The organism is Hymenobacter rigui, assembly GCF_003944715.1.
In the GTDB taxonomy this organism is placed as follows: domain Bacteria; phylum Bacteroidota; class Bacteroidia; order Cytophagales; family Hymenobacteraceae; genus Hymenobacter; species Hymenobacter rigui.
In genome coordinates this window covers 163,787-181,356 of the sequence record NZ_RWIT01000001.1, presented here as the reverse complement: position 1 = coordinate 181,356, position 17,570 = coordinate 163,787, and the positions used below count along the sequence as shown (strand labels likewise).

At 58.5% G+C, this 17,570-nt stretch carries 19 protein-coding genes; 7 read left to right on the top strand and 12 right to left on the bottom strand.

The window, feature by feature from the left end; translation table 11 throughout:
• Positions 1–265: 265 nt before the first annotated feature.
• From EI291_RS00745 to EI291_RS00725, 5 genes are all read right to left on the bottom strand, one after another.
• A complete protein-coding gene (locus EI291_RS00745) occupies positions 266–940 on the bottom strand; it encodes a sterol desaturase family protein (RefSeq protein WP_125417357.1) in 675 nt (224 codons plus the stop codon).
• 71 nt (positions 941–1,011) lie between these two features.
• A complete protein-coding gene (locus tag EI291_RS00740; protein WP_125417356.1) occupies positions 1,012–1,533 on the bottom strand; it encodes a shikimate kinase in 522 nt (173 codons plus the stop codon).
• Between the two features lie 25 nt (positions 1,534–1,558).
• Entirely contained in the window at positions 1,559–2,617 is a 1,059-nt protein-coding gene (locus EI291_RS00735; protein WP_125417355.1) for an ABC transporter permease, read from the bottom strand.
• Between the two features lie 86 nt (positions 2,618–2,703).
• Entirely contained in the window at positions 2,704–3,810 is a 1,107-nt protein-coding gene (locus EI291_RS00730; protein WP_125417354.1) for a BT_3928 family protein, read from the bottom strand.
• Between the two features lie 158 nt (positions 3,811–3,968).
• Positions 3,969–4,520, bottom strand: coding sequence for a DUF1599 domain-containing protein (locus EI291_RS00725; protein WP_125417353.1), 552 nt, complete (start codon positions 4,518–4,520; stop codon positions 3,969–3,971).
• Between the two features lie 108 nt (positions 4,521–4,628).
• Between EI291_RS00725 and folP the strand changes: the two genes are divergently transcribed.
• The 3 genes from folP to EI291_RS00710 are packed head-to-tail and all read left to right on the top strand — an operon-like array spanning position 4,629 to position 6,807.
• The gene (gene folP, locus EI291_RS00720) at positions 4,629–5,510 is read left to right on the top strand and encodes a dihydropteroate synthase (protein ID WP_125417352.1); all 882 of its coding nucleotides are present in this window, start codon (positions 4,629–4,631) and stop codon (positions 5,508–5,510) included.
• Complete coding sequence (cdaA, locus tag EI291_RS00715) at positions 5,507–6,346, top strand: diadenylate cyclase CdaA (RefSeq protein ID WP_125417351.1); 840 nt, start codon at positions 5,507–5,509, stop codon at positions 6,344–6,346. Before folP ends, cdaA begins: the two co-directional genes overlap by 4 nt.
• Positions 6,347–6,375: 29 nt before the next feature.
• Positions 6,376–6,807: a hypothetical protein gene (locus EI291_RS00710; protein WP_125417350.1), complete on the top strand. Its 432-nt coding sequence runs from the start codon at positions 6,376–6,378 to the stop codon at positions 6,805–6,807.
• Between the two features lie 111 nt (positions 6,808–6,918).
• Here the strand turns inward: EI291_RS00710 and kbl are convergent, their stop codons facing one another.
• Both kbl and EI291_RS00700 read right to left on the bottom strand, forming a co-directional pair.
• Entirely contained in the window at positions 6,919–8,115 is a 1,197-nt protein-coding gene (gene kbl, locus EI291_RS00705; protein WP_125417349.1) for a glycine C-acetyltransferase, read from the bottom strand.
• 108 nt (positions 8,116–8,223) lie between these two features.
• Positions 8,224–9,219 (bottom strand): patatin-like phospholipase family protein, encoded by a 996-nt coding sequence (locus tag EI291_RS00700; protein WP_170172443.1) that lies wholly within the window; start codon positions 9,217–9,219, stop codon positions 8,224–8,226.
• A 230-nt stretch (positions 9,220–9,449) separates the two neighbouring features.
• Here EI291_RS00700 and EI291_RS00695 point away from each other — a divergent pair, with 230 nt between their 5' ends.
• A complete protein-coding gene (locus EI291_RS00695) occupies positions 9,450–10,439 on the top strand; it encodes an NAD-dependent epimerase/dehydratase family protein (RefSeq protein WP_125417347.1) in 990 nt (329 codons plus the stop codon).
• Positions 10,440–10,561: 122 nt separating this feature from the next.
• On the top strand, positions 10,562–11,293 hold the full coding sequence (locus EI291_RS00690; RefSeq protein ID WP_125417346.1) for a DUF3891 family protein: 732 nt from the start codon (positions 10,562–10,564) through the stop codon (positions 11,291–11,293).
• A gap of 111 nt (positions 11,294–11,404) precedes the next feature.
• On the opposite strand, the gene EI291_RS00685 is transcribed toward EI291_RS00690, so the two are convergent.
• A complete protein-coding gene (locus EI291_RS00685; protein WP_125417345.1) occupies positions 11,405–12,217 on the bottom strand; it encodes a DUF6503 family protein in 813 nt (270 codons plus the stop codon).
• Between the two features lie 55 nt (positions 12,218–12,272).
• Here EI291_RS00685 and EI291_RS00680 point away from each other — a divergent pair, with 55 nt between their 5' ends.
• Positions 12,273–13,340, top strand: coding sequence for a YihY/virulence factor BrkB family protein (locus EI291_RS00680; RefSeq protein ID WP_240635319.1), 1,068 nt, complete (start codon positions 12,273–12,275; stop codon positions 13,338–13,340).
• An 85-nt stretch (positions 13,341–13,425) separates the two neighbouring features.
• Here EI291_RS00680 and EI291_RS00675 read toward each other — a convergent pair whose 3' ends face one another.
• Complete coding sequence (locus EI291_RS00675; RefSeq protein WP_125417344.1) at positions 13,426–14,019, bottom strand: DUF3575 domain-containing protein; 594 nt, start codon at positions 14,017–14,019, stop codon at positions 13,426–13,428.
• An 84-nt stretch (positions 14,020–14,103) separates the two neighbouring features.
• On the bottom strand, positions 14,104–14,727 hold the full coding sequence (locus tag EI291_RS00670; RefSeq protein ID WP_125417343.1) for a DUF3575 domain-containing protein: 624 nt from the start codon (positions 14,725–14,727) through the stop codon (positions 14,104–14,106).
• Positions 14,728–14,924: 197 nt separating this feature from the next.
• On the opposite strand from EI291_RS00670, the gene EI291_RS00665 reads away from it, so the two are divergent.
• Complete coding sequence (locus EI291_RS00665) at positions 14,925–15,611, top strand: hypothetical protein (protein WP_125417342.1); 687 nt, start codon at positions 14,925–14,927, stop codon at positions 15,609–15,611.
• Positions 15,612–15,702: 91 nt separating this feature from the next.
• On the opposite strand, the gene rlmN is transcribed toward EI291_RS00665, so the two are convergent.
• On the bottom strand, positions 15,703–16,770 hold the full coding sequence (gene rlmN, locus EI291_RS00660) for a 23S rRNA (adenine(2503)-C(2))-methyltransferase RlmN (RefSeq protein ID WP_170172491.1): 1,068 nt from the start codon (positions 16,768–16,770) through the stop codon (positions 15,703–15,705).
• A 260-nt stretch (positions 16,771–17,030) separates the two neighbouring features.
• Positions 17,031–17,462: a thioesterase family protein gene (locus EI291_RS00655; protein ID WP_125417340.1), complete on the bottom strand. Its 432-nt coding sequence runs from the start codon at positions 17,460–17,462 to the stop codon at positions 17,031–17,033.
• Positions 17,463–17,570: the final 108 nt, after the last annotated feature.

The following is a 17,570-nucleotide window of genomic DNA, read 5'->3' as shown; positions in this document are numbered from 1 at the left end:
GTTACCGGTAATCGGAGAGTGCTAAGTTCCAGGGCAGGTACACGTGTGCATCAAAACGCGTCAATACACTTGTACACACCGTCTTACTAACTTGCTTTACCGCGCAAGGTAGGTATTCCCTTCGCTACCTGAGAACTCACACCCAATATTTTTCTGCCAGCACCCCGTTAGCCGTTTCTATGTCTGCTTAGCGACCCGTATGCCACAGCGCCCCGCTCACACTATTGTGGGCGGGGCGCTGTGGCTGATGAGCTTTTGTCGGTTGCTACTTCTTGTTCTTAGGCATAGTACCCACAATGTGGTCCCAGAGGGTGGTGCTCACGCCAAAGGCAATTTCATCCTGCCGGTAGTGGTGTTGCGCATGATGATGCCACCAGAATTTCAGGAAGTTTTTCGGGGGCGAATACATGTGAATGGCATAATGCACAAACAGGTACAGCGCATAGCCAAACACGAACCCCGCCAGGATACCAAAGCCGGCATTGCCGAACGTGAACCGGAATATGAAGAACAGCAGGGAAGCCACGAACACCGTCAGGATGGGGGGCATGGCCAGGCGGGTCTTATCCTTCGGAAACTCATGGTGTACGCCGTGCATGGTGTACTGAAATTTGGCCTTACCGGGCGTATCCGTCTTCATGTGGTACAGGAAGCGGTGCATCAGGTACTCAGCCAGCGTGAACAGGAACCAGCCTCCCAGAAACAGCCCGAAGGCCGACAGCCCCGTGAGCAGGCCCTGACTGAGGCTATAGTATAGGCTTACGGCCGCTACGGCGAAAAAAATGGTGAGCGGACCGGCAATGTGCGTATGGGTCAGGCGCTCCAGTACCGGATTCTCAAACAGGCGGGCCGAGCCTTTGTGCTTGGGCTTAATAGCTTCGGCGGGTTTGGCGGGCGTAACGGGAGCAACGGTTTCCGGAGCTTCGGAAGTGGTATTCATACCAATACAGGAATGATGAAGGCGCAAAAATACGCATGCTTGCGCAAATGCCGGGCCACTCACTCAGGTTATTATGCCGTGGCGGAGTAGCGGGCCAGCAGTTGTTGCACAGCATCTACGGAGCAGGTAGGGGCCGTGCAGCGCAGCGGTGCACGTTCATAAAACTGCTGCCGGGCCGCCAAGGTTTCACGCAAGCGGGTTTCCAGGCCGGCGGCATCGGGCAAAGAGGCCAACAGAGGGCGCGTGGCGGCCACGGCCAACAGCCGGCGCACCAGCTCTTCTATCGGCACCGCCAGATACAGCGCCAAGCCGGTTTCGAGCAGCAACTCCAGGTTATGGTGGAAGCAGGGCGTGCCGCCACCGGTGGCCAGTACTATCTGCGGGTGTTCAGCAATGAGGCTGCGTAGCACATCAGCCTCCCGCTGCCGAAAATACTCCTCCCCGTCCTGAGCGAATATCTCCGACACGCTCCGCTGCTCCCGACGCACAATTTCCTCATCCAGATCCAGAAATGGCAGCTGATATGCTACGGCCAGCGCCCGACCCAGGGTAGTTTTGCCCGCGCCGGGCATGCCAATCAGGTAAAGGCGCATGGTGTGAAATGTGAGGAAAGTGAAGTTACCCCAGCTTCACGCGGGGGTCGAACACGGCGTAGAGGACATCTACCACGATGTTCACCACTACAAACAGTGCCGCAATGAAAATAGTGGCCCCCATGACCACCGGAAAATCGAGGTTTTCCACGGCACGGAGCGTTACGGTTCCTAGGCCTTTCCAGTTGAAGATGTACTCAATAAAGAAAGCACCCGCCATCAGCGAAGCCAGCCAGCCCGATACGGCCGTAATAACCGGGTTCAGGGCATTTTTAAGAGCATGCCCCACCACCATGCGGTAGCCCGAAAGCCCCTTGGCCCGGGCCGTGCGGATGTAGTCCTGGCTCATCACATCGAGCATGGAGGAGCGGGTGAGCTGCACAATAACCGCCAGGGGCCGCACGCCCAGAGCAATGGCCGGCAGCAGCAGATTTTTTAGCACCAGGTGGCGGCCGGTGAAAGGGTCGGTTTCGAAGAGCTGCCCGGTGAGGTTCAGGCCCGTCCAGCGGCTCCAGTAGAACCCGAACGTAATGGCAATGAGAATAGCTGCCACAAACGATGGCACCGAAATACCCAGCACCGAGGTAGACACCAGCACCCGATCCAGCCAGGAATGGGGACGCAGGGCTGCTACCACGCCCAGCCCAATACCAACCACTGCCGCCAGCAGCATAGCCGCCAAAGCCAGCCACATGGTGCCAGTAAAGTGGTCGAGCAGGATGCTCAGCACTTCTTTATTGCTTTGGAAAGAACGGCGCAGGTAGGGCGTTTTCAGCACCAGCGCCTTCTCCGCGCCCAACGGCAGCAACTGCACGCCGCCGTACTTGGCCACGCCCGCCGAGTCGCGCGGGTGCACGCCCACCGGCGACACATCATTGAGGTACCCCAGCAGCTGCACGGGCAGGGGCTGGTCGAGGCCCAGGTCCTGCGCAATGGCGGCGCGGGTGGCGGCGTCGGAGCGTTGGCCGGCCAGCAGGGCCACCGGGTCGCCGGGCAGCACCTGAAACAGGAAAAACACGGTGAGGGCTACGCCCAGCAGCACCAGTACGCCCTGCCACAACCGGGTCAGAATAAAACCAATCATTTGTTAGTGCTTGGTGCTTAGATATTAGTGCTTGGTGTTTGGATTCTGATTAACCAGCCTAAGCACCAGGCACTAATAACTAAGCACTATAAAAGGTCTTCCAGCTTGCTGGCGTCGGGGATGTCGTGGTAGTGGTACTTGCCTTTCACCACGCCATCCTGCAGCAGAATAAAGCCGGGGTTGGAGCGAATCATGGATTTGAGCACCGTGGCATCGGCGAAGTAGTAAGTGCCGGGCAGGTTCACGTCGTGGCGGAAGGCATCGAACTCCTGAGGGCTGCTGCTGGTGATGATGAGCGGCTGAATCTGCTTACGCGACTTGGCCGTGGCTTCCATCAGCTTGTTGATGTCCTTGAACCGGTCCCGGTCGGCGTCCTGCACGTTCTGGATGATGAGCAGCAGCTTGTTGCCCTTCAGTACCTCGTCGGTATGATTCTGCTGCTCGGCGTCGAAGATGGAGAAGTCGGTGATGACAGGCTTGCTGGCCTCGGGATTCAGTACCTCCATGCTCTTGTACTTCCAGGTGGAGTCGGTGGGGTATTCCGTGAAGGTTTTGGTTTCGCCGTTGCGCTCCATCACGTACTGGTACTTGGCCTGCTCCCGGGGCTTCATCAGCTGCGGAATGTTGTTCCCGATTTTATAAGGCAGGAAATCGAAGTAGGGCAAGTGGCCCAGCGCCCTCACGCCCACGCCCACCGCCACGGCCGAGGCGAGGGTAATGTACATGACACCCGTAGTGCCTTTGGCAAACACACGGCGCAGGTAGCGCTGGTTCAGGAACACCACCAGCCACAGGCCCAGCAGGAACGTGTCCTTGGCAAACGAAACCCAGGGTGTGAGCTTGAGGAAGTCGCCGAAGCAGCCGCAGTCGGTTACCTTATTGAAGGCGGCCGAGTAAAACGTCAGGAACCCGAAAAATACCAGCAGCCCCAGCAGTACCCACAGCGTCTGGCGCAGCATCCAGCGCAGCAGCAGGGCCACACCCAGTACCACTTCCAGGGAGCTCAGGAAGATGCTCAGCGTGCGGGAATGCGGAATGAAGAAGGTGAAGAACGAGCCGAAATCCTTGGCAAATACTTCAAAGTATTCTTCCAGCTTCAGGGCCGTGCCAATAGGGTCATTCAGCTTCACGAGGCCCGAGAAGATAAACACAGTGCCCAGCAGCAGCCAGCAGATGCGGGTCAGTTGTTTCATAAAGGGAGGCTTGGGAACAGGGGCGCTTGGCGCTTGAGAGCTAAAGGTACTGGTCATTGGGAGCTTGTGCAGGACTTTATCACGTGGAAATAATACTCACCATTGCCGAAACAGTTGCCCCACAGTGATAAGGTCCTCAGCAGGCACAGGACGGCAGGTTACTGCTGCTCCCCGTAGCCCATTTTAATCAGCACAAACACGGCGTAGTTCAGCATGTCCCGGTAGTTGGCGTCCACGCCTTCCGATACGCGGGTCAGACCGCCCAGGTCCTCAATCTGCTTGGTGCGGTGCAGCTTCATCAGAATGATGTCCGTGATGCTCTCAATGCGCATCTGCCGCCACGCCTCGCCGTAGTCGTGGTTTTTGGCGAAGAGCAGCTGGCGGTTGGCCTCGGTTTCCTCGTCGTAGGCGCGGGCCACGGCGGCGGGGTCCAGGTCCAGGGGGGCATCGGCGGGCAGGCGCAGCTGCATCAGGGCAATGAGGCAGTAGTTGATGATGGCCACAAACTCCTCCTCCACCCCATCGGCTACCAGCTGCGTGCCCTTCTCCTGAATGCTGCGGATGCGCTGGGCTTTAATGTAAATCTGGTCCGTAACGCTGGGCAGCCGCAAAATTCGCCAAGCCGTGCCATAGTCGTGGGTTTTAGCCAGAAACAGCGTCCGGCACCGGGTCAGCACCCGGTCATATTCAAGCTGAGTTTGATTCTCCAAGTTTTTGCGGCTATTTTGTTGCTATTCGCCTTTATGGCCTGCCATCCTAAGCATGTCGCGTATCAATCGAGGACGAAGGATGACAGCGTAAAAACTACCCAAAAATCCATGTTCCAGGCCCCGCAAGATACGTGCTTTTCCCCGAGGCTGACGCTGCGCTGCCCCGGCGGCCGGGTGCTGGATTTGCGCCGTCCGCAGGTGATGGGCATCCTCAACCTGACGCCCGATTCCTTCTACCAGGACAGCCGCGTGGCCGCCGAGGACGACCTGCTGCGCCGGGCCGAGCAGATGCTGCAAGCCGGGGCCGCCGTACTGGATTTGGGCGGCTACTCCACCCGCCCCGGGGCCGAGGATATCAGTCCGGAGGAGGAAAAGCGCCGCCTGCTGCCCGCCGTGGCCGCCGTGCGCCGGGCGTTTCCGGAGGCGTTTATTTCCGTGGATACCTTCCGGGCCGAGGTGGCGGCTGAGGCCGTAGCCGCCGGGGCCGACATCCTGAACGACGTGAGCGGGGGCCAGTTGGATGCCGACATGCTACCCACGGCCGGCCGCCTGGGCGTGCCCTACATTCTGATGCACATGCGCGGCACGCCCCAGACCATGACCCAACTCACCCAATACGAGGGCGACCTGGTGCTGGAGCTGGTGCGCTACTTCCGCGACAAGCTGGCCGAGCTGCGCCAGCACGGCGTAACGGATGTGGTGCTGGACCCCGGGTTTGGGTTTGCCAAAACGCCCGCCCAGGGCCACGAGCTGCTGCGCCGACTACGGGAGTTGCACGTGCTGGGCTTGCCTATTCTGGCGGGCCTGTCGCGCAAAAGCATGGTGTACAAACCGCTCGGCCTCACCCCCGATGCAGCCCTGGCGGGTACGGTCAGCGTCAACACCCTGGCGGTACTCAACGGTGCCCGGCTGCTGCGCGTACACGATGTAGCGGAGGCAACCCAAACCATTCAGTTGGTACTCAACACTTTCCCAAATCTTTCCCCGTGATAGGCTCCTTCGGCATCGGCTTCCTGCGCATTGGCTGGGTAGACGTCGTGGACGTGCTGCTGGTCACGGTATTGTTCTATCAGCTCTACAAGCTGCTGACGGGAAGTGTGGCGCTAAAGGTGTTTCTGGGCTTCATGTCGTTGTACCTCTTCTACCTGGTGGTGAAGGCGGCCGGCATGGAACTACTCACCAGCATTCTGGGGCAGTTTATGAGCGTGGGCGTGCTGGCGGGCATCATTCTGTTTCAGCAGGAAATCCGACGGTTTCTGCTGAACGTGGGCAAGGCTACCAGCTTCAGCAACCGGCTGCGCATGTTCTCGTGGCGGCGCGACACCCAACCGGAGCGCATGAACATTACCCCGTTCATTGAGGCCGCCAAAAGCCTGGCCAGCAAGCAAACCGGGGCCCTCATTGCCTTCAGCATGGCCTCCGACCTGAAGTTCTTCGCCGACTCTGGCGACCTGCTCGACGCCACCGTGAGCAAGCGCCTGCTGATGAGCATCTTCAACAAAACCAGCCCTTTGCACGATGGGGCCGTCATCATCAGCAACGGCCGCATTAAGGCGGCGCGCTGCATTCTGCCCGTCAGCGAAAATCCCGACGTACCGGCCGCCCTGGGTCTGCGCCACCGTGCCGCCATCGGCCTCACGGAGGTAACCGACGCCGTGGTGCTGGTAGTGAGCGAGGAAACCAGCCAGATTTCCCTGGTGCGCGGCGGGGAGGTATTCCGCAACCTGGCCCCCGCCGACCTGCGCGCCCGCCTCAACGAGTTCCTGTTCGATATGGCTCCCAAACCGGCGGCGTCGGCCAGCCCGGCAGCGGAGGTGGCGGCGTAAGGAACCCGACAAGAACTATCTTTACTCCCATGATAAAAAGGGTTATTCTCTCTCTGGTGCCAATTCTATTCTGCGTGATTAGCAGTTTTTCTCAATCAAAGCCAACCTCCGATATAGTTGGCAAATGGCAGATTACACTTGTCAGCACTGAGAATTATTGCAGTGGACCATCGGGCATCCAGGAATTCCCAACAGGCAAACCGGAGAAACAGGTTTGGACTATTTCTCAGGAGAAGGAAGTATACACCTTATCTGTACCGGGCATGGTTGATCTAAAAGGAAACCTTAAGGATGGCCAGTTTTATTTCAACCGATTTTCGTCTGGCACCGATACTGAACCAGCAAGGCAAGTAGTTTTTACAATTAATGCGAATGGCAAATTGACTGGTAAGGTTAATCTGGCCCCCAAAGCCGAAACCGGCATCTGCATTGTTCGGTACAGTTTTACCGGCAATAAATAATTCCTTTATCTACGCGTAAAGCGTCATGCGCTCTGCCGACAAACCGACAGAGCGCATGACGCTTTATTGAGCTCAGGCAGAACTAGATTTACTCCGTCTGGACGGGGGCAATTACTTCAGCACTTCCAGCTCCTTACCTACCTCAATGAAGGCGGCAATGGCTTTGTCCAGATGAGCACGGGTATGGGCGGCTGAGAGCTGCACCCGGATGCGGGCCTGACCCTTGGGCACTACGGGGAAGTAGAAACCCACCACGTAGATGCCCTTTTCCAGCATGCGGGCCGCAAACTCCTGGCTCAGCTTGGCATCGTAGAGCATAACGGGCACGATGGGGTGCTCCCCGGGCTTGATGTCGAAGCCGGCGGCCGTCATCTTCTCGCGGAAGTATTTCGTGTTTTCCTCCAGCTGGTCGCGGAGCTGGGTGCTTTCGGTGAGCAGCTCCAGCACGCGCAGGCTGGCCCCCACAATGGCGGGTGCCAGGGTATTGCTGAACAGATAGGGCCGGCTGCGCTGACGCAGCATATCAATAATTTCCTTGCGGCCCGAGGTGAAGCCGCCCATAGCCCCGCCCAGGGCTTTGCCCAGCGTGCCGGTGATGATATCCACGCGGCCCAGCACGTTGCGGTACTCGTGGGTGCCCCGGCCGGTTTTGCCCAGGAAGCCCATCGAGTGGCACTCGTCAATCATCACCAGCGCCTCGTACTTGTCGGCCAGGTCACAGATTTTATCGAGCTGGGCAATGGTGCCGTCCATTGAGAACGAGCCGTCCGTTACGATGATACGGTGACGGGTCCCTTTGGCTACGGCGTCCTGGAGCTGCTTTTCCAGGTCCTCCATGTTGTTGTGCTCGTAGCGGTAGCGCTGGGCTTTGCACAGGCGCACACCATCAATAATGGAGGCGTGGTTCAGAGCATCCGAAATAATGGCGTCCTGCTCGTTGAACAGGGGCTCGAATACGCCGCCGTTGGCATCAAAAGCCGCCGCGTACAGGATGGTGTCCTCGGTACCCAAAAACTCAGCCAGCTTGGCTTCCAACTGCTTGTGGATATCCTGGGTGCCGCAGATGAAGCGCACCGACGACATGCCGTAGCCGTGCGTATCAATGGCTTCTTTGGCCGCTTTAATCACCTCGGGGTGCGACGACAGGCCCAGGTAGTTGTTGGCGCAGAAGTTCAGCACCTCACCCGCCTCGGCGGTTTCAATTTCGGCGCCCTGGGGCGAGGTAATCACCCGCTCCTTTTTGTAAAGGCCGGCATCTTTGATTTCCTGAAGCTGCTTTTCGAGGTCGGGCTGAAGGGTGGTGTACATGCGGTGAGATGATGAATGAGTGACTTGGTGAGTGGGAGGTCAGGCAAAGGTAAACCGTTTCACCCCACCCCCAGCCCCTCCCCTCCGGGAGAGGGGCCGGGGGTGGGGTCACCGCCCGAAAAACGCCTGTACACCCTTTCGGCCGCTGGCCATCAGGCGCTGCTTGTCGGCGTCGGGCATGCGCTTGATTTTGGGGGCGAAGCCTTCGGTATTGATGCTGATGGTGCGGGCCCAGTCCTGGGCGCGGGTGGGGTTGAGGGTTTCCTCGGTGAGGTTGTACAGCGCCGCTATGTAGCTGCCGAAACCGTTGATATCGTAGGGAGCCAGCTGCTGGCGGCCGGTGGGCAGCGTATCACAGGCAATCTGCTCGGCCCTATCCAGGCGCAGGCCCAGGGTTTCGGGGTTATACACGCGGCCCTCGGCATCGGGCTTGGTGGAGGCCGAAAGCTGGGCCGGCAGGTAGCGCGGGTGGTCGAACAGCTCCACGGGGTAGTTGGCCAGCAGGCCTCCATCAACCAGCACCTGCACGGGCTGGCCCTTTTGGGGCTTACCGTGGATGACGTTACCGCGGGCATCGAGCAGCACGGCCCGGAAGTAGAGCGGAATGCTCATGCTGATGCGCACGGCATCGGCCACGCGCATGGTGGGGCTGGTTTCGTAGCTGAATACCTGGATGCGCTGCTGGGTGAGGTTGGTGCCGGTGGTGTACAGGTCCAGGAAGCGGCCGGGCTGCTGCTGAGCCAGCTGGTGCAGCTCCAGCAGCGTGAGGTCGGGCTTATTGGTTTTGCGGGCTACCAGTTGCCGCATGTGCTCGGTGAGGGCGTCGCCGCGGTACCAGCCAAACTGCTTGGTGAGGCGGTGGCTGCCCCCGATAAACATAAACCGCCCGTCGTTGAAGCGCTGGATGGGCGTGTTATTCACTACCTCGATAATCTCCCGGGGCGAAAACCCCACGGCCAGCAGCGCCGCCTGAATGGCTCCGGCCGAGGTGCCGCCCACCCGCTGCAGGCCCGCCAGCACGCCCTGCTGCTCCAGCTCCTCCAGCGCCCCGCCATACGCCACTCCCCGGATGCCGCCGCCTTCCATTACCAGGTTGCGGTACATGGGCCGGGCGGTTGAAGATTGGGCAATGACCCTACCGTTTAGTAATGGTAGAACACTCAATAACAGGAGAAACCAGTAGCGCATAGCCTCGCGGGGTAGATGACACAGAGTAGAGCCCAAAGATACCGAGGCCGTTGTGTTTGTGCTTCATCCTACCTGACTACCGAAAGCCCGTCGGCCCCGTATCTTTGCATTCCTCTACCACCCATTTCTCTTCACCACCCTCCCGAATGGCTACATCCAGCACCTCCGCCGCTACCCCCGGCGACACCATCCTCGTTATTGGCGCCGGCGGACAGCTGGGCCTGGAGCTTACCCACGAGCTGCGCCAGTTGTATGGGGCATCCAATGTAGTAGCCGCCGACGTGCGCGCCCCCAAAGATGCTGAAACCGCGCAGGCCGGCCCCTTCGAGCAGCTGGATGTGCTGGATAAAAACCGCCTGGAAGAAGTTATTCGCCAGTACAAGCCCAAGCAGGTGTATCACTTGGCGGCACTACTGTCGGCCACGGCTGAGAAGAATCCCAAGTTTGGCTGGCAGTTGAACATGGACGGCCTGTTTCACGTGCTGGATGCGGCCGTGGATCTGGGCGTAAAGCAGGTATACTGGCCCAGCAGCATTGCCGTATTCGGGCCCGATACCCCGCGCGACAACACGCCCCAGCTCACCATCATGAACCCCAACACGGTGTACGGCATCAGCAAGCTGGCCGGGGAGCAGTGGTGCGAGTGGTACTTCCGCAAGCACGGCCTGGATGTGCGTAGCTTGCGCTACCCGGGCCTCATCGGCTACAAGAGCCTGCCCGGCGGCGGCACCACCGATTACGCCGTGGACATCTACCACAAAGCCGTGGCCGGCGAGAATTACGAGTGCTTCCTGAAAGAAGACACCTACCTGCCCATGATGTACATGCCCGACGCGCTGAAGGCCACGCTGGACCTGATGCACGCCCCGGCCGAGAACATCAAAGTGCGCAGCAGCTACAACCTGGGGGCCATGAGCTTCAGCCCGAAGGAAATTACGGCCAGCATCCAACGCCACTACCCCGATTTCCAGGTAACCTACCAGCCTGACCAGCGCCAGCAGATTGCCGACTCCTGGCCCGCCAGCATCGATGACAGCAAAGCCCGCCACGACTGGAACTGGCAGCCCCAGTTCACGCTGGACAAGATGACCGACGACATGCTGCTGCACCTGAAGGAAGCGGTGGTACTGAAGTAGACTGCTTGTTAACCTTTTCTTTGACGCCTCACCTCATCCGGTGGGGCGTTTTGGTTACTTGCCGATGTCGAAAACCTGCGTGGCGCTAGTGCGTTCCTCTTAGCGAACCTCACTGCCCCAAAATGATTGTCAACCACACGCCCGCCGGCTGGCAGATTATCTACCAGCAGGCCCACGCGCTGCTGGCGGCTCAGCTGCTGCACCAGTGGCCCCCGTTTCTGCCCACCGACCAGTGGGTAGGCCTGCTGGCCGCCGCCGCCCAGCACGACGACGAGCAGGCCGACTGGACCGGGCACTACGGCCTCACGCCCGCCGGGGCTCCGGCCAACTTCACCATGAAGGAATTCTCGCTGGAGCAAGCCACCCGTCTGATGCACGCGGCGCGCTTCCAGGGCCGTTGGCGCAGTCTGCTCACCAGTCTGCACCTGAGTACGCTCTATGAGAGTTTGCGGGGGCAGAAGGCGGAAATTGATGCGTTTCTGGATGAGCAGCGGGCCTCTCAGCAACGGTGGCGGCGGGAGTTGAAAATCAAAAAAGCCGAAGCCGAGCAGGCCTATACTTTGCTCCACTGGTGCGACCGGCTCAGCCTCATTCTCTGCCGCCGCGAGCTGCCCGAAATGGGCCGCGCTCTGGAAATCTACCACGGCCCCGACGGCCGCACCCACCACGTGCTGCGCCCCACCGAGGACGGCCCCGTGCAGGTGCAGCCCTGGCCATTTGCGGAGCCGCAGTTTGGGGTGAGCGTGGAGGCATCGGTGCTGCACCAGCTACAATTCAGCAACGACGCCGAATTGGCTCAGGAACTGCGCGAGGCCCCTATCGAAACCCTGCGCTGGGAGCTGGCGAAAGGCTAGCGGCCGAATCGTCACCCTGCTCCTGAAACCGGCAAGGACCTTCCCCCGACAGAACGATTTGCGCTGGCGTGGGAAGGTCCTTTTGGTGTCGGCCTGACCGGTGGCAACAGGCTACAGCTTTTCTATGGGTTTGGGCGCTTGCATAACGCCGGCCGGCACATTGCTGAAAGCCGAAATGTGGCCCAGCTTGCGGCCGTCTTTACCATCGGTGCGGTCAGCGGCCAGCAGGATGCCGTTGTACTGCTGATACCCGGCCCAACGGCGACGGAAGGCGGGCTGCGCGTCTGTCGCCTTAGGGAAATACGCCCACTCCTCCATCAGGTTGGTTTTCGGGTTGACGTACACCTCGTACTTGTTGTCCGGGGTCACGCCCACGTTTTTGAAGGTCATGTTCAGTACCTCGGCAGGCGTGCCATCCATCAGCTTGCCGGTGCCTTTGTAGGTGAGCGTGACGCCGGAATCCTTCAGCTTAAAGGGCATCAGCAGCCACCACGAGTTATTTACCCACACGGGATACATCTTACCCAGCAGCTTCTGCCCGTCGGGCGTGGCCGAAATATCCCGGCCGTTGCGGTAGGCTTTGCCCTGCTTGCTGGTAAGGTTGTACACGGCCACGGTACTGTCCTTCTGCCACCGAAAATCATTGGTTTGCCGGTCCCAGAGCTGATACGAGCCGTCCAGAAAATCCCAGCCCAGCAAACGGGTTTGCTGCCAGGCCGGGTAGCCGCCCATGGCCAGCATTACTTTATCGGCCAGCGCAATGGCGCGGGCGTCGGACCCGGCCTGGTCGAAACCGGCGGCAGCCGGGTAGGAACCCTTTTTGGCTTTGGCCGCCGCAGTAGCCGGGGCAGGCTGTTTGGGTGTAGTCTGGCAGAGGGCAAGCTCGGGCAGAACCAGCAGGGCAGTAACGAATAACAGGCGCATCGGGAGAAACTAAAACAGGAAAAAGACCAGAAACAGGACTGAACTACAGTCCGGCTTGCTCTACGGAAAGCACGGCAAATTGATCAACTCCACCAAACGCCCGCCGGCTCCGGCCCGTACTACCGCCAACGCTTCCTTCAGCAACTGCTCGTTCATGGCTACTCATTACAAGTTTTCCGACGTCATCAATATTCTCAAAACTACGGCCAGCGAGTTTATGGTGAATAACTCACTTCGCCACGCCGCGGCCCTATCCTATTATACTATTTTCTCACTGCCGCCGCTGCTTATCATCGTTATTACCACGGCCAGCACTGTGTTTGGTACTGAGGCTATTACCGGCGAAGTATTCGCCCACATGAAGGGGCTGGTTGGTGCCGATGCGGCCAAATTCATGCAGGACAGCATCAACGAGTTCAATAAGCAGGAGCGCAGCGGGTTTGCCGCCGTCATCGGCATTGGCACACTGATATTTGCCGCTACCACGTTTTTCGTTACCCTGCAGGAAAGCATCAATGATATCTGGAACCTGAAGGTAAAGCCCCGCAACGGCATCTGGCAGTTTGTGCGCGACCGGCTCCTGTCTTTCGGCCTCATCCTGAGCGTGGCCCTGCTGCTGCTCATTTCCTTCGTTATCAGCGCCACGCTCAGCTTTTTCACTGATTATCTGCAGCGCATCATGCCGGAAATAACCGTATTTCTGCTCAAGCTGATTGATTTTAGCCTATCGCTGTTCATCACCTCTCTGCTGTTTGCGCTCATCTACCGGTTTCTACCCGATGCCATCATCCGGTGGCGCGATGTGGGCGTGGGCGCGTTCATTACGGCCCTGCTGTTTATGCTGGGCAAATACCTCATTGCCTTCTACATCGCCCAGGCCAACCCCGGCTCCACGTTCGGGGCGGCGGGCTCGGCCATTATTCTGCTGGTGTGGGTAAACTACTCGGCGCTTATCATCTTTTTCGGGGCCGAGTTTACCCAGGAGTTTGCTGATGCTTTCGGGCAGCGCGTGCAACCCAAAGCCCACGCCGTACGCATCGAAACCCGTGAGGTACCCGAAGGCGAAACCAAAGAGGAAGTATTAACTGGCCGCCCCCGCGCCGAAGGCCGCTGGAAAAGCTAGTACATCTGCCGGATGACATCAAAAGAGCCCGCCCAATTGACTTGAGCGGGCTCTTTTGATGCTTAAAATACTTGAGAATTACGTGCTAGAAAGCGAGGCCGAACGTAACACCAGCCCGGATACCGAAGCCATCAAAAGGCCCCGGGTCAAAACTATCCGTGCCTGAAGAGGAGCTTTTCATGGTGATGGAGCCGCCATTGTACGAGGGGCCCAGGAACAGATCCAGGGCAAAACGCTCCTTGAAAATCCACTGACGACCTACTACTACCCCGCCCCCGAACGTGTTCAGCGAAGCTTCATCGGTTTGGGTAGTGGTGCGCGGGTTGCCGTTGGCATCATACGAATACTCTTCGTAGGTATCCTTGAGCGTCAGATTCTGGTAGCGCAGAAATGGCCCTACGTAGAATCCTTCCGGCGCCGTGGAGCGCTCCGATAGGTAGAACCGGTACTCGGGGGTAAGCGCAAAGCCCGATACTTTGGTGTTGTTGCCGTCTACCTTCCAGCTGGTAAACAGGGCACCCAGCTGCAGGCTGCTGTTGTCCGACAGCTTGTGCTCGTAGAAGAACGACCCGGTTTTCACCAGGGGACTGAGAATGTTCACTTTCACTACGTTATTCTGCGCCAGGGCAGAGGTAGCGGAGGCAGCCACAAGCGTGGCAGCGAGTAAGAGTTTTTTCATAAAATATGAAGAGGGAAGTAAGGGGCAATTTTTGGACGCAAGCCGAGCTTAGGATGCAAAACCCGGCACTAATCGGGGCCGGAATCAGAAGGCAATGCCGAAGGTGATGGCACCCCGCAGGCAGTAGTTCATATCATCATAGAACCCCAGGAAATTGCTTTTCTCCACGTTGCGGTCATCCGATGTCACACCCGATACCATGTAGGACGGGCCCAGCAGTGCATCCAGAGAAAACCGCTGCTTGAAAATCCAGTGTCGGCCTACCACTACGCCGCCGCCAAACGCATTCAGCGAGGCATCGGCCTTGCGGTAGGTGATATTACCCGTCAGCGGATCATAGCTGGAATAGCTGCCCGTCTGGCTGAGGTACTGGTAGCGCAGAAAGGGGGCCACGTAGAAGCCCTCCATAGCGGGATGTTTCTCCGAGAGGTAAAACCGGTACTCCGGCATTATCCCGAATCCGGAGGTTTTGCGGCCTTCGTAAGAAGAGCCACTGTAATCATAGCCATCCTCCCGATAGTTGGCCGTAAAGGAAACCCCGAACTGAAAGCTGCTAGCTTCCGTGAGCTTATGCTCAAACGATAAGGCGGCCGTATTGACGATAGGCTGGAAGATATCCAATTTTATAACATTAGTCTGGGCCTGTACCTGGCTGAATACCAGCAGCGCTCCGGCTACCAGCAGACTACGAGTGAGGAGAGAAGGCATGAGGAATTATAATGACAAAAGATAAGAACGGAAGCTGCCGAAAGCAGCTGATAGCAAGAGTAGCAAGATGCCGGGATAGTTGCTTGTCGTAGCAAACTTCTATAAAATATTTTGAATATCCATTACCCCCGATTAATGTTTCGTTGTGCATAGTAGACCGGTTTGCTGACAGTGCTCGGTAACCCTATATTTAGGCTATGAAAATCTGTATTATTCGTGTTGTATTGCTTTTGAGCCTGTGCAGCACCGCCTTCCGGGGCATGGCGCAAACGGCTTCCACCGACACCCTCGTGGAGAAGAAGATGGTGCAGCGCATTTCGGCCGGTATGTGCACGCAACTGCAGCAGGAAGACAAAAAGAAGCCGCTTGCCAGCCTGAACAAGGATGAAGCCACCCAGCTCTTTACCCGGCTGATGATGGCCAGCGCCGCCACAGAGCCTGAGCTGATGGCGCGCATCACCAACGACCCCGCCGGCGCCCGCGCCTACGGCGAGCAGCTGGGCCGCAAAATCGGGATGCAGCTGGTGCAGGAGTGTGAGGTGAGCCGGCCGCTGTTTGCCAGCATGAGCGGCCAGGGCAGCACCCAGTTTAAACCCGCCGGCACCGACGAAACCAAGCTGGTGAACACGCTGGCTACCGAGTTTTGCGCCAACATTACGCCCCGCCAGAAGGAGTTGAAAGGCTTGCCCAAGGAGAAGCGCCTGAAAATGGTTTCGGACCAGTTGGAAACCAGCTTCAAAGCTCATTCCAAAGAAATTCAGCAGGTGTATGGGGCCGATGCCATGAACGACAGTGATAAGCTGCGCGCCCTGGGCTCCAAAGTAGGTTACCAATCGGCTCAGCAGTGCCCCGCTATTATGCAGATCCTGATGGATACGAAATAGACTTCGCGACACCTCACTACACGCAACGGCCCGCCACTCCTGTACAGAATGGCGGGCCGTTGCGCGTTTCCGGCAGAAACTCCGGCTATGCCTATGACTCCTGGGGCTTTTCTTTCACAGCCAGCTGCCCGCAGGCGGCGTCAATATCCTTCCCGCGCGAGCGGCGGATGTTGGTTTGCACGCCCCGGTCGGCCAGATACTTGTGGAACGCCGTAAGCTTATCGTCGGCCGTGTTGATGTAGTCGGCGTTTTCGATGGGGTTGTACTCGATGAGGTTCACCTTGCAGGGAATCCACTTCGAAATCTGGAACAGCTCCTCGGCATCCTGCAGGGTATCGTTAAAGCTCTCGAATACGATGTACTCGTAGGTTACCTTACGGCCCGTTACCTGGTGGTAGTGCTGGAGCGCATCCTTGAGCGAAGCCAGAGAGTTGGCCTCGTTGATGGGCATAATTTCGTTGCGCTTGGCATCATTGGGCGCGTGCAGCGAAAGAGCCAGGTTGGCCTTCACGCCGTCGTCGGCTAGCTTCTTGATCATTTTGGCAATGCCGGCGGTACTCACGGTGATGCGGCGCGGGGCCATGTTCAGGCCATCGGGGGCGGTGATGCGCTCAATGCTCTTCACCACGTTGGCGTAGTTGAGCAGCGGCTCGCCCATGCCCATGTACACGATGTTGGTAAGCGGCGTACCGTACTGGGCCTCGCACTGCTCCCGGATGCGCACCACCTGGTCGTAGATTTCGGCCGCATCGAGGTTGCGCTTCCGGTCCATGTAGCCGGTCGCGCAGAACTTGCAGGTAAGTGAGCAACCTACCTGCGAGGAAATGCAGGCCGTCATGCGCGTGTCGTGCGGAATGAGCACCCCTTCCACAATGTTGCCATCATACAGCCGGAAGGCCGATTTGATAGTGCCGTCGTTGCTGAGCTGGTGGTTTTGCACCTGCACTCCATTGATGACGAAATGCCGGGCCAGCAGCTCGCGGGTAGCCAGGCTGATGTTGTTCATCTCCTCAAAAGTGCCGGCCGTATTCTTCCACAGCCACTCCAGCACCTGCTTGGCACGGAAGGGCTTTTCGCCGTGCTCCACCATAAAGGCCTTGAGCTCGTCGGGGGTGAGTTTGCGGATGTCGCGCTTGGAAACTACGGGCAAATCAATCATCATGGGGCAAAGATACAACACCCGCCGCCGAAGCCCTACGCTTCTGGCCGGGAACGTGCCTCAACCCGCTGAGAATGAAAAAAGTGCCGCTGGATGAATTACCGAAACGGTGAGGTAGCGAGTTGGCGGTTGCGGTGCTGCTGTCATCCTGAGCAGAGCGAAGGACCTTATCACGTTGTTACATGCGTCGTTTCAATGTGGTAAGGTTCTTCGCTCCGCTCAGGATGACAGCTCTTTTCCCAGCTCACTCACTCACTTATTCACTCACCACTCCGCAGGCGGGCGGCGTACCGATCCTCCAGGGGGCGCAGCTTGCGGGTGTTATAGTCGAAGCAGAGCATGCCGGTTTTGGCGCGGGCAATTTCGCGGCCATCCTGGTTTTTCACCCAGTACACCACATCAAAACCGTACTTACTGAGGTCGGTGGCGGCCATCTGAATGGAGAGCGTATCACCGTAAAATCCTTCGCCTTTGTACTCGATGCCCACATCAGCCATGATGAGGCCCAGCCCGGTAGCGGGGTCTACTTCAGCATAGCCCAGGTGATGCAGCAGCTGCACGCGGGCTTCGTGCAACAGCCCCAACAGGGCATGGTTGCCGAGGTGGTTGCCGTAGTTGAGGTCGGTGATGCGCACGGGCAGCTCCACGGTCAGCAGGTAAGTATCGGGCAAAGAAATCCGGATGCGAGCCATAGGCCGGCAAGATACGTACAGGGGCGAGCCGGGCACCGCAGCCGCTCGGGTTTTAGCCCGGATTGCTGTATATTGGGCTACGGCATCCGATACACGTTGTGTGCCGGC

Bases quoted from the DNA above. Each gene is read 5' to 3' on its own strand.
- EI291_RS00695 (WP_125417347.1), top strand. From the start codon at position 9,450: ATGGCTACATCCAGCACCTCCGCCGCTACCCCCGGCGACACCATCCTC.
- EI291_RS00690 (WP_125417346.1), top strand. From the start codon at position 10,562: ATGATTGTCAACCACACGCCCGCCGGCTGGCAGATTATCTACCAGCAG.
- EI291_RS00745 (WP_125417357.1), bottom strand. From the start codon at position 940: ATGAATACCACTTCCGAAGCTCCGGAAACCGTTGCTCCCGTTACGCCC.
- rlmN (WP_170172491.1), bottom strand. From the start codon at position 16,770: ATGATTGATTTGCCCGTAGTTTCCAAGCGCGACATCCGCAAACTCACC.
- EI291_RS00685 (WP_125417345.1), bottom strand. From the start codon at position 12,217: ATGCGCCTGTTATTCGTTACTGCCCTGCTGGTTCTGCCCGAGCTTGCC.
- EI291_RS00675 (WP_125417344.1), bottom strand. From the start codon at position 14,019: ATGAAAAAACTCTTACTCGCTGCCACGCTTGTGGCTGCCTCCGCTACC.
- EI291_RS00700 (WP_170172443.1), bottom strand. From the start codon at position 9,219: ATGTACCGCAACCTGGTAATGGAAGGCGGCGGCATCCGGGGAGTGGCG.
- EI291_RS00665 (WP_125417342.1), top strand. From the start codon at position 14,925: ATGAAAATCTGTATTATTCGTGTTGTATTGCTTTTGAGCCTGTGCAGC.
- EI291_RS00670 (WP_125417343.1), bottom strand. From the start codon at position 14,727: ATGCCTTCTCTCCTCACTCGTAGTCTGCTGGTAGCCGGAGCGCTGCTG.
- kbl (WP_125417349.1), bottom strand. From the start codon at position 8,115: ATGTACACCACCCTTCAGCCCGACCTCGAAAAGCAGCTTCAGGAAATC.
- EI291_RS00735 (WP_125417355.1), bottom strand. From the start codon at position 2,617: ATGATTGGTTTTATTCTGACCCGGTTGTGGCAGGGCGTACTGGTGCTG.
- EI291_RS00655 (WP_125417340.1), bottom strand. From the start codon at position 17,462: ATGGCTCGCATCCGGATTTCTTTGCCCGATACTTACCTGCTGACCGTG.
- EI291_RS00730 (WP_125417354.1), bottom strand. From the start codon at position 3,810: ATGAAACAACTGACCCGCATCTGCTGGCTGCTGCTGGGCACTGTGTTT.
- folP (WP_125417352.1), top strand. From the start codon at position 4,629: ATGTTCCAGGCCCCGCAAGATACGTGCTTTTCCCCGAGGCTGACGCTG.
- EI291_RS00710 (WP_125417350.1), top strand. From the start codon at position 6,376: ATGATAAAAAGGGTTATTCTCTCTCTGGTGCCAATTCTATTCTGCGTG.
- EI291_RS00740 (WP_125417356.1), bottom strand. From the start codon at position 1,533: ATGCGCCTTTACCTGATTGGCATGCCCGGCGCGGGCAAAACTACCCTG.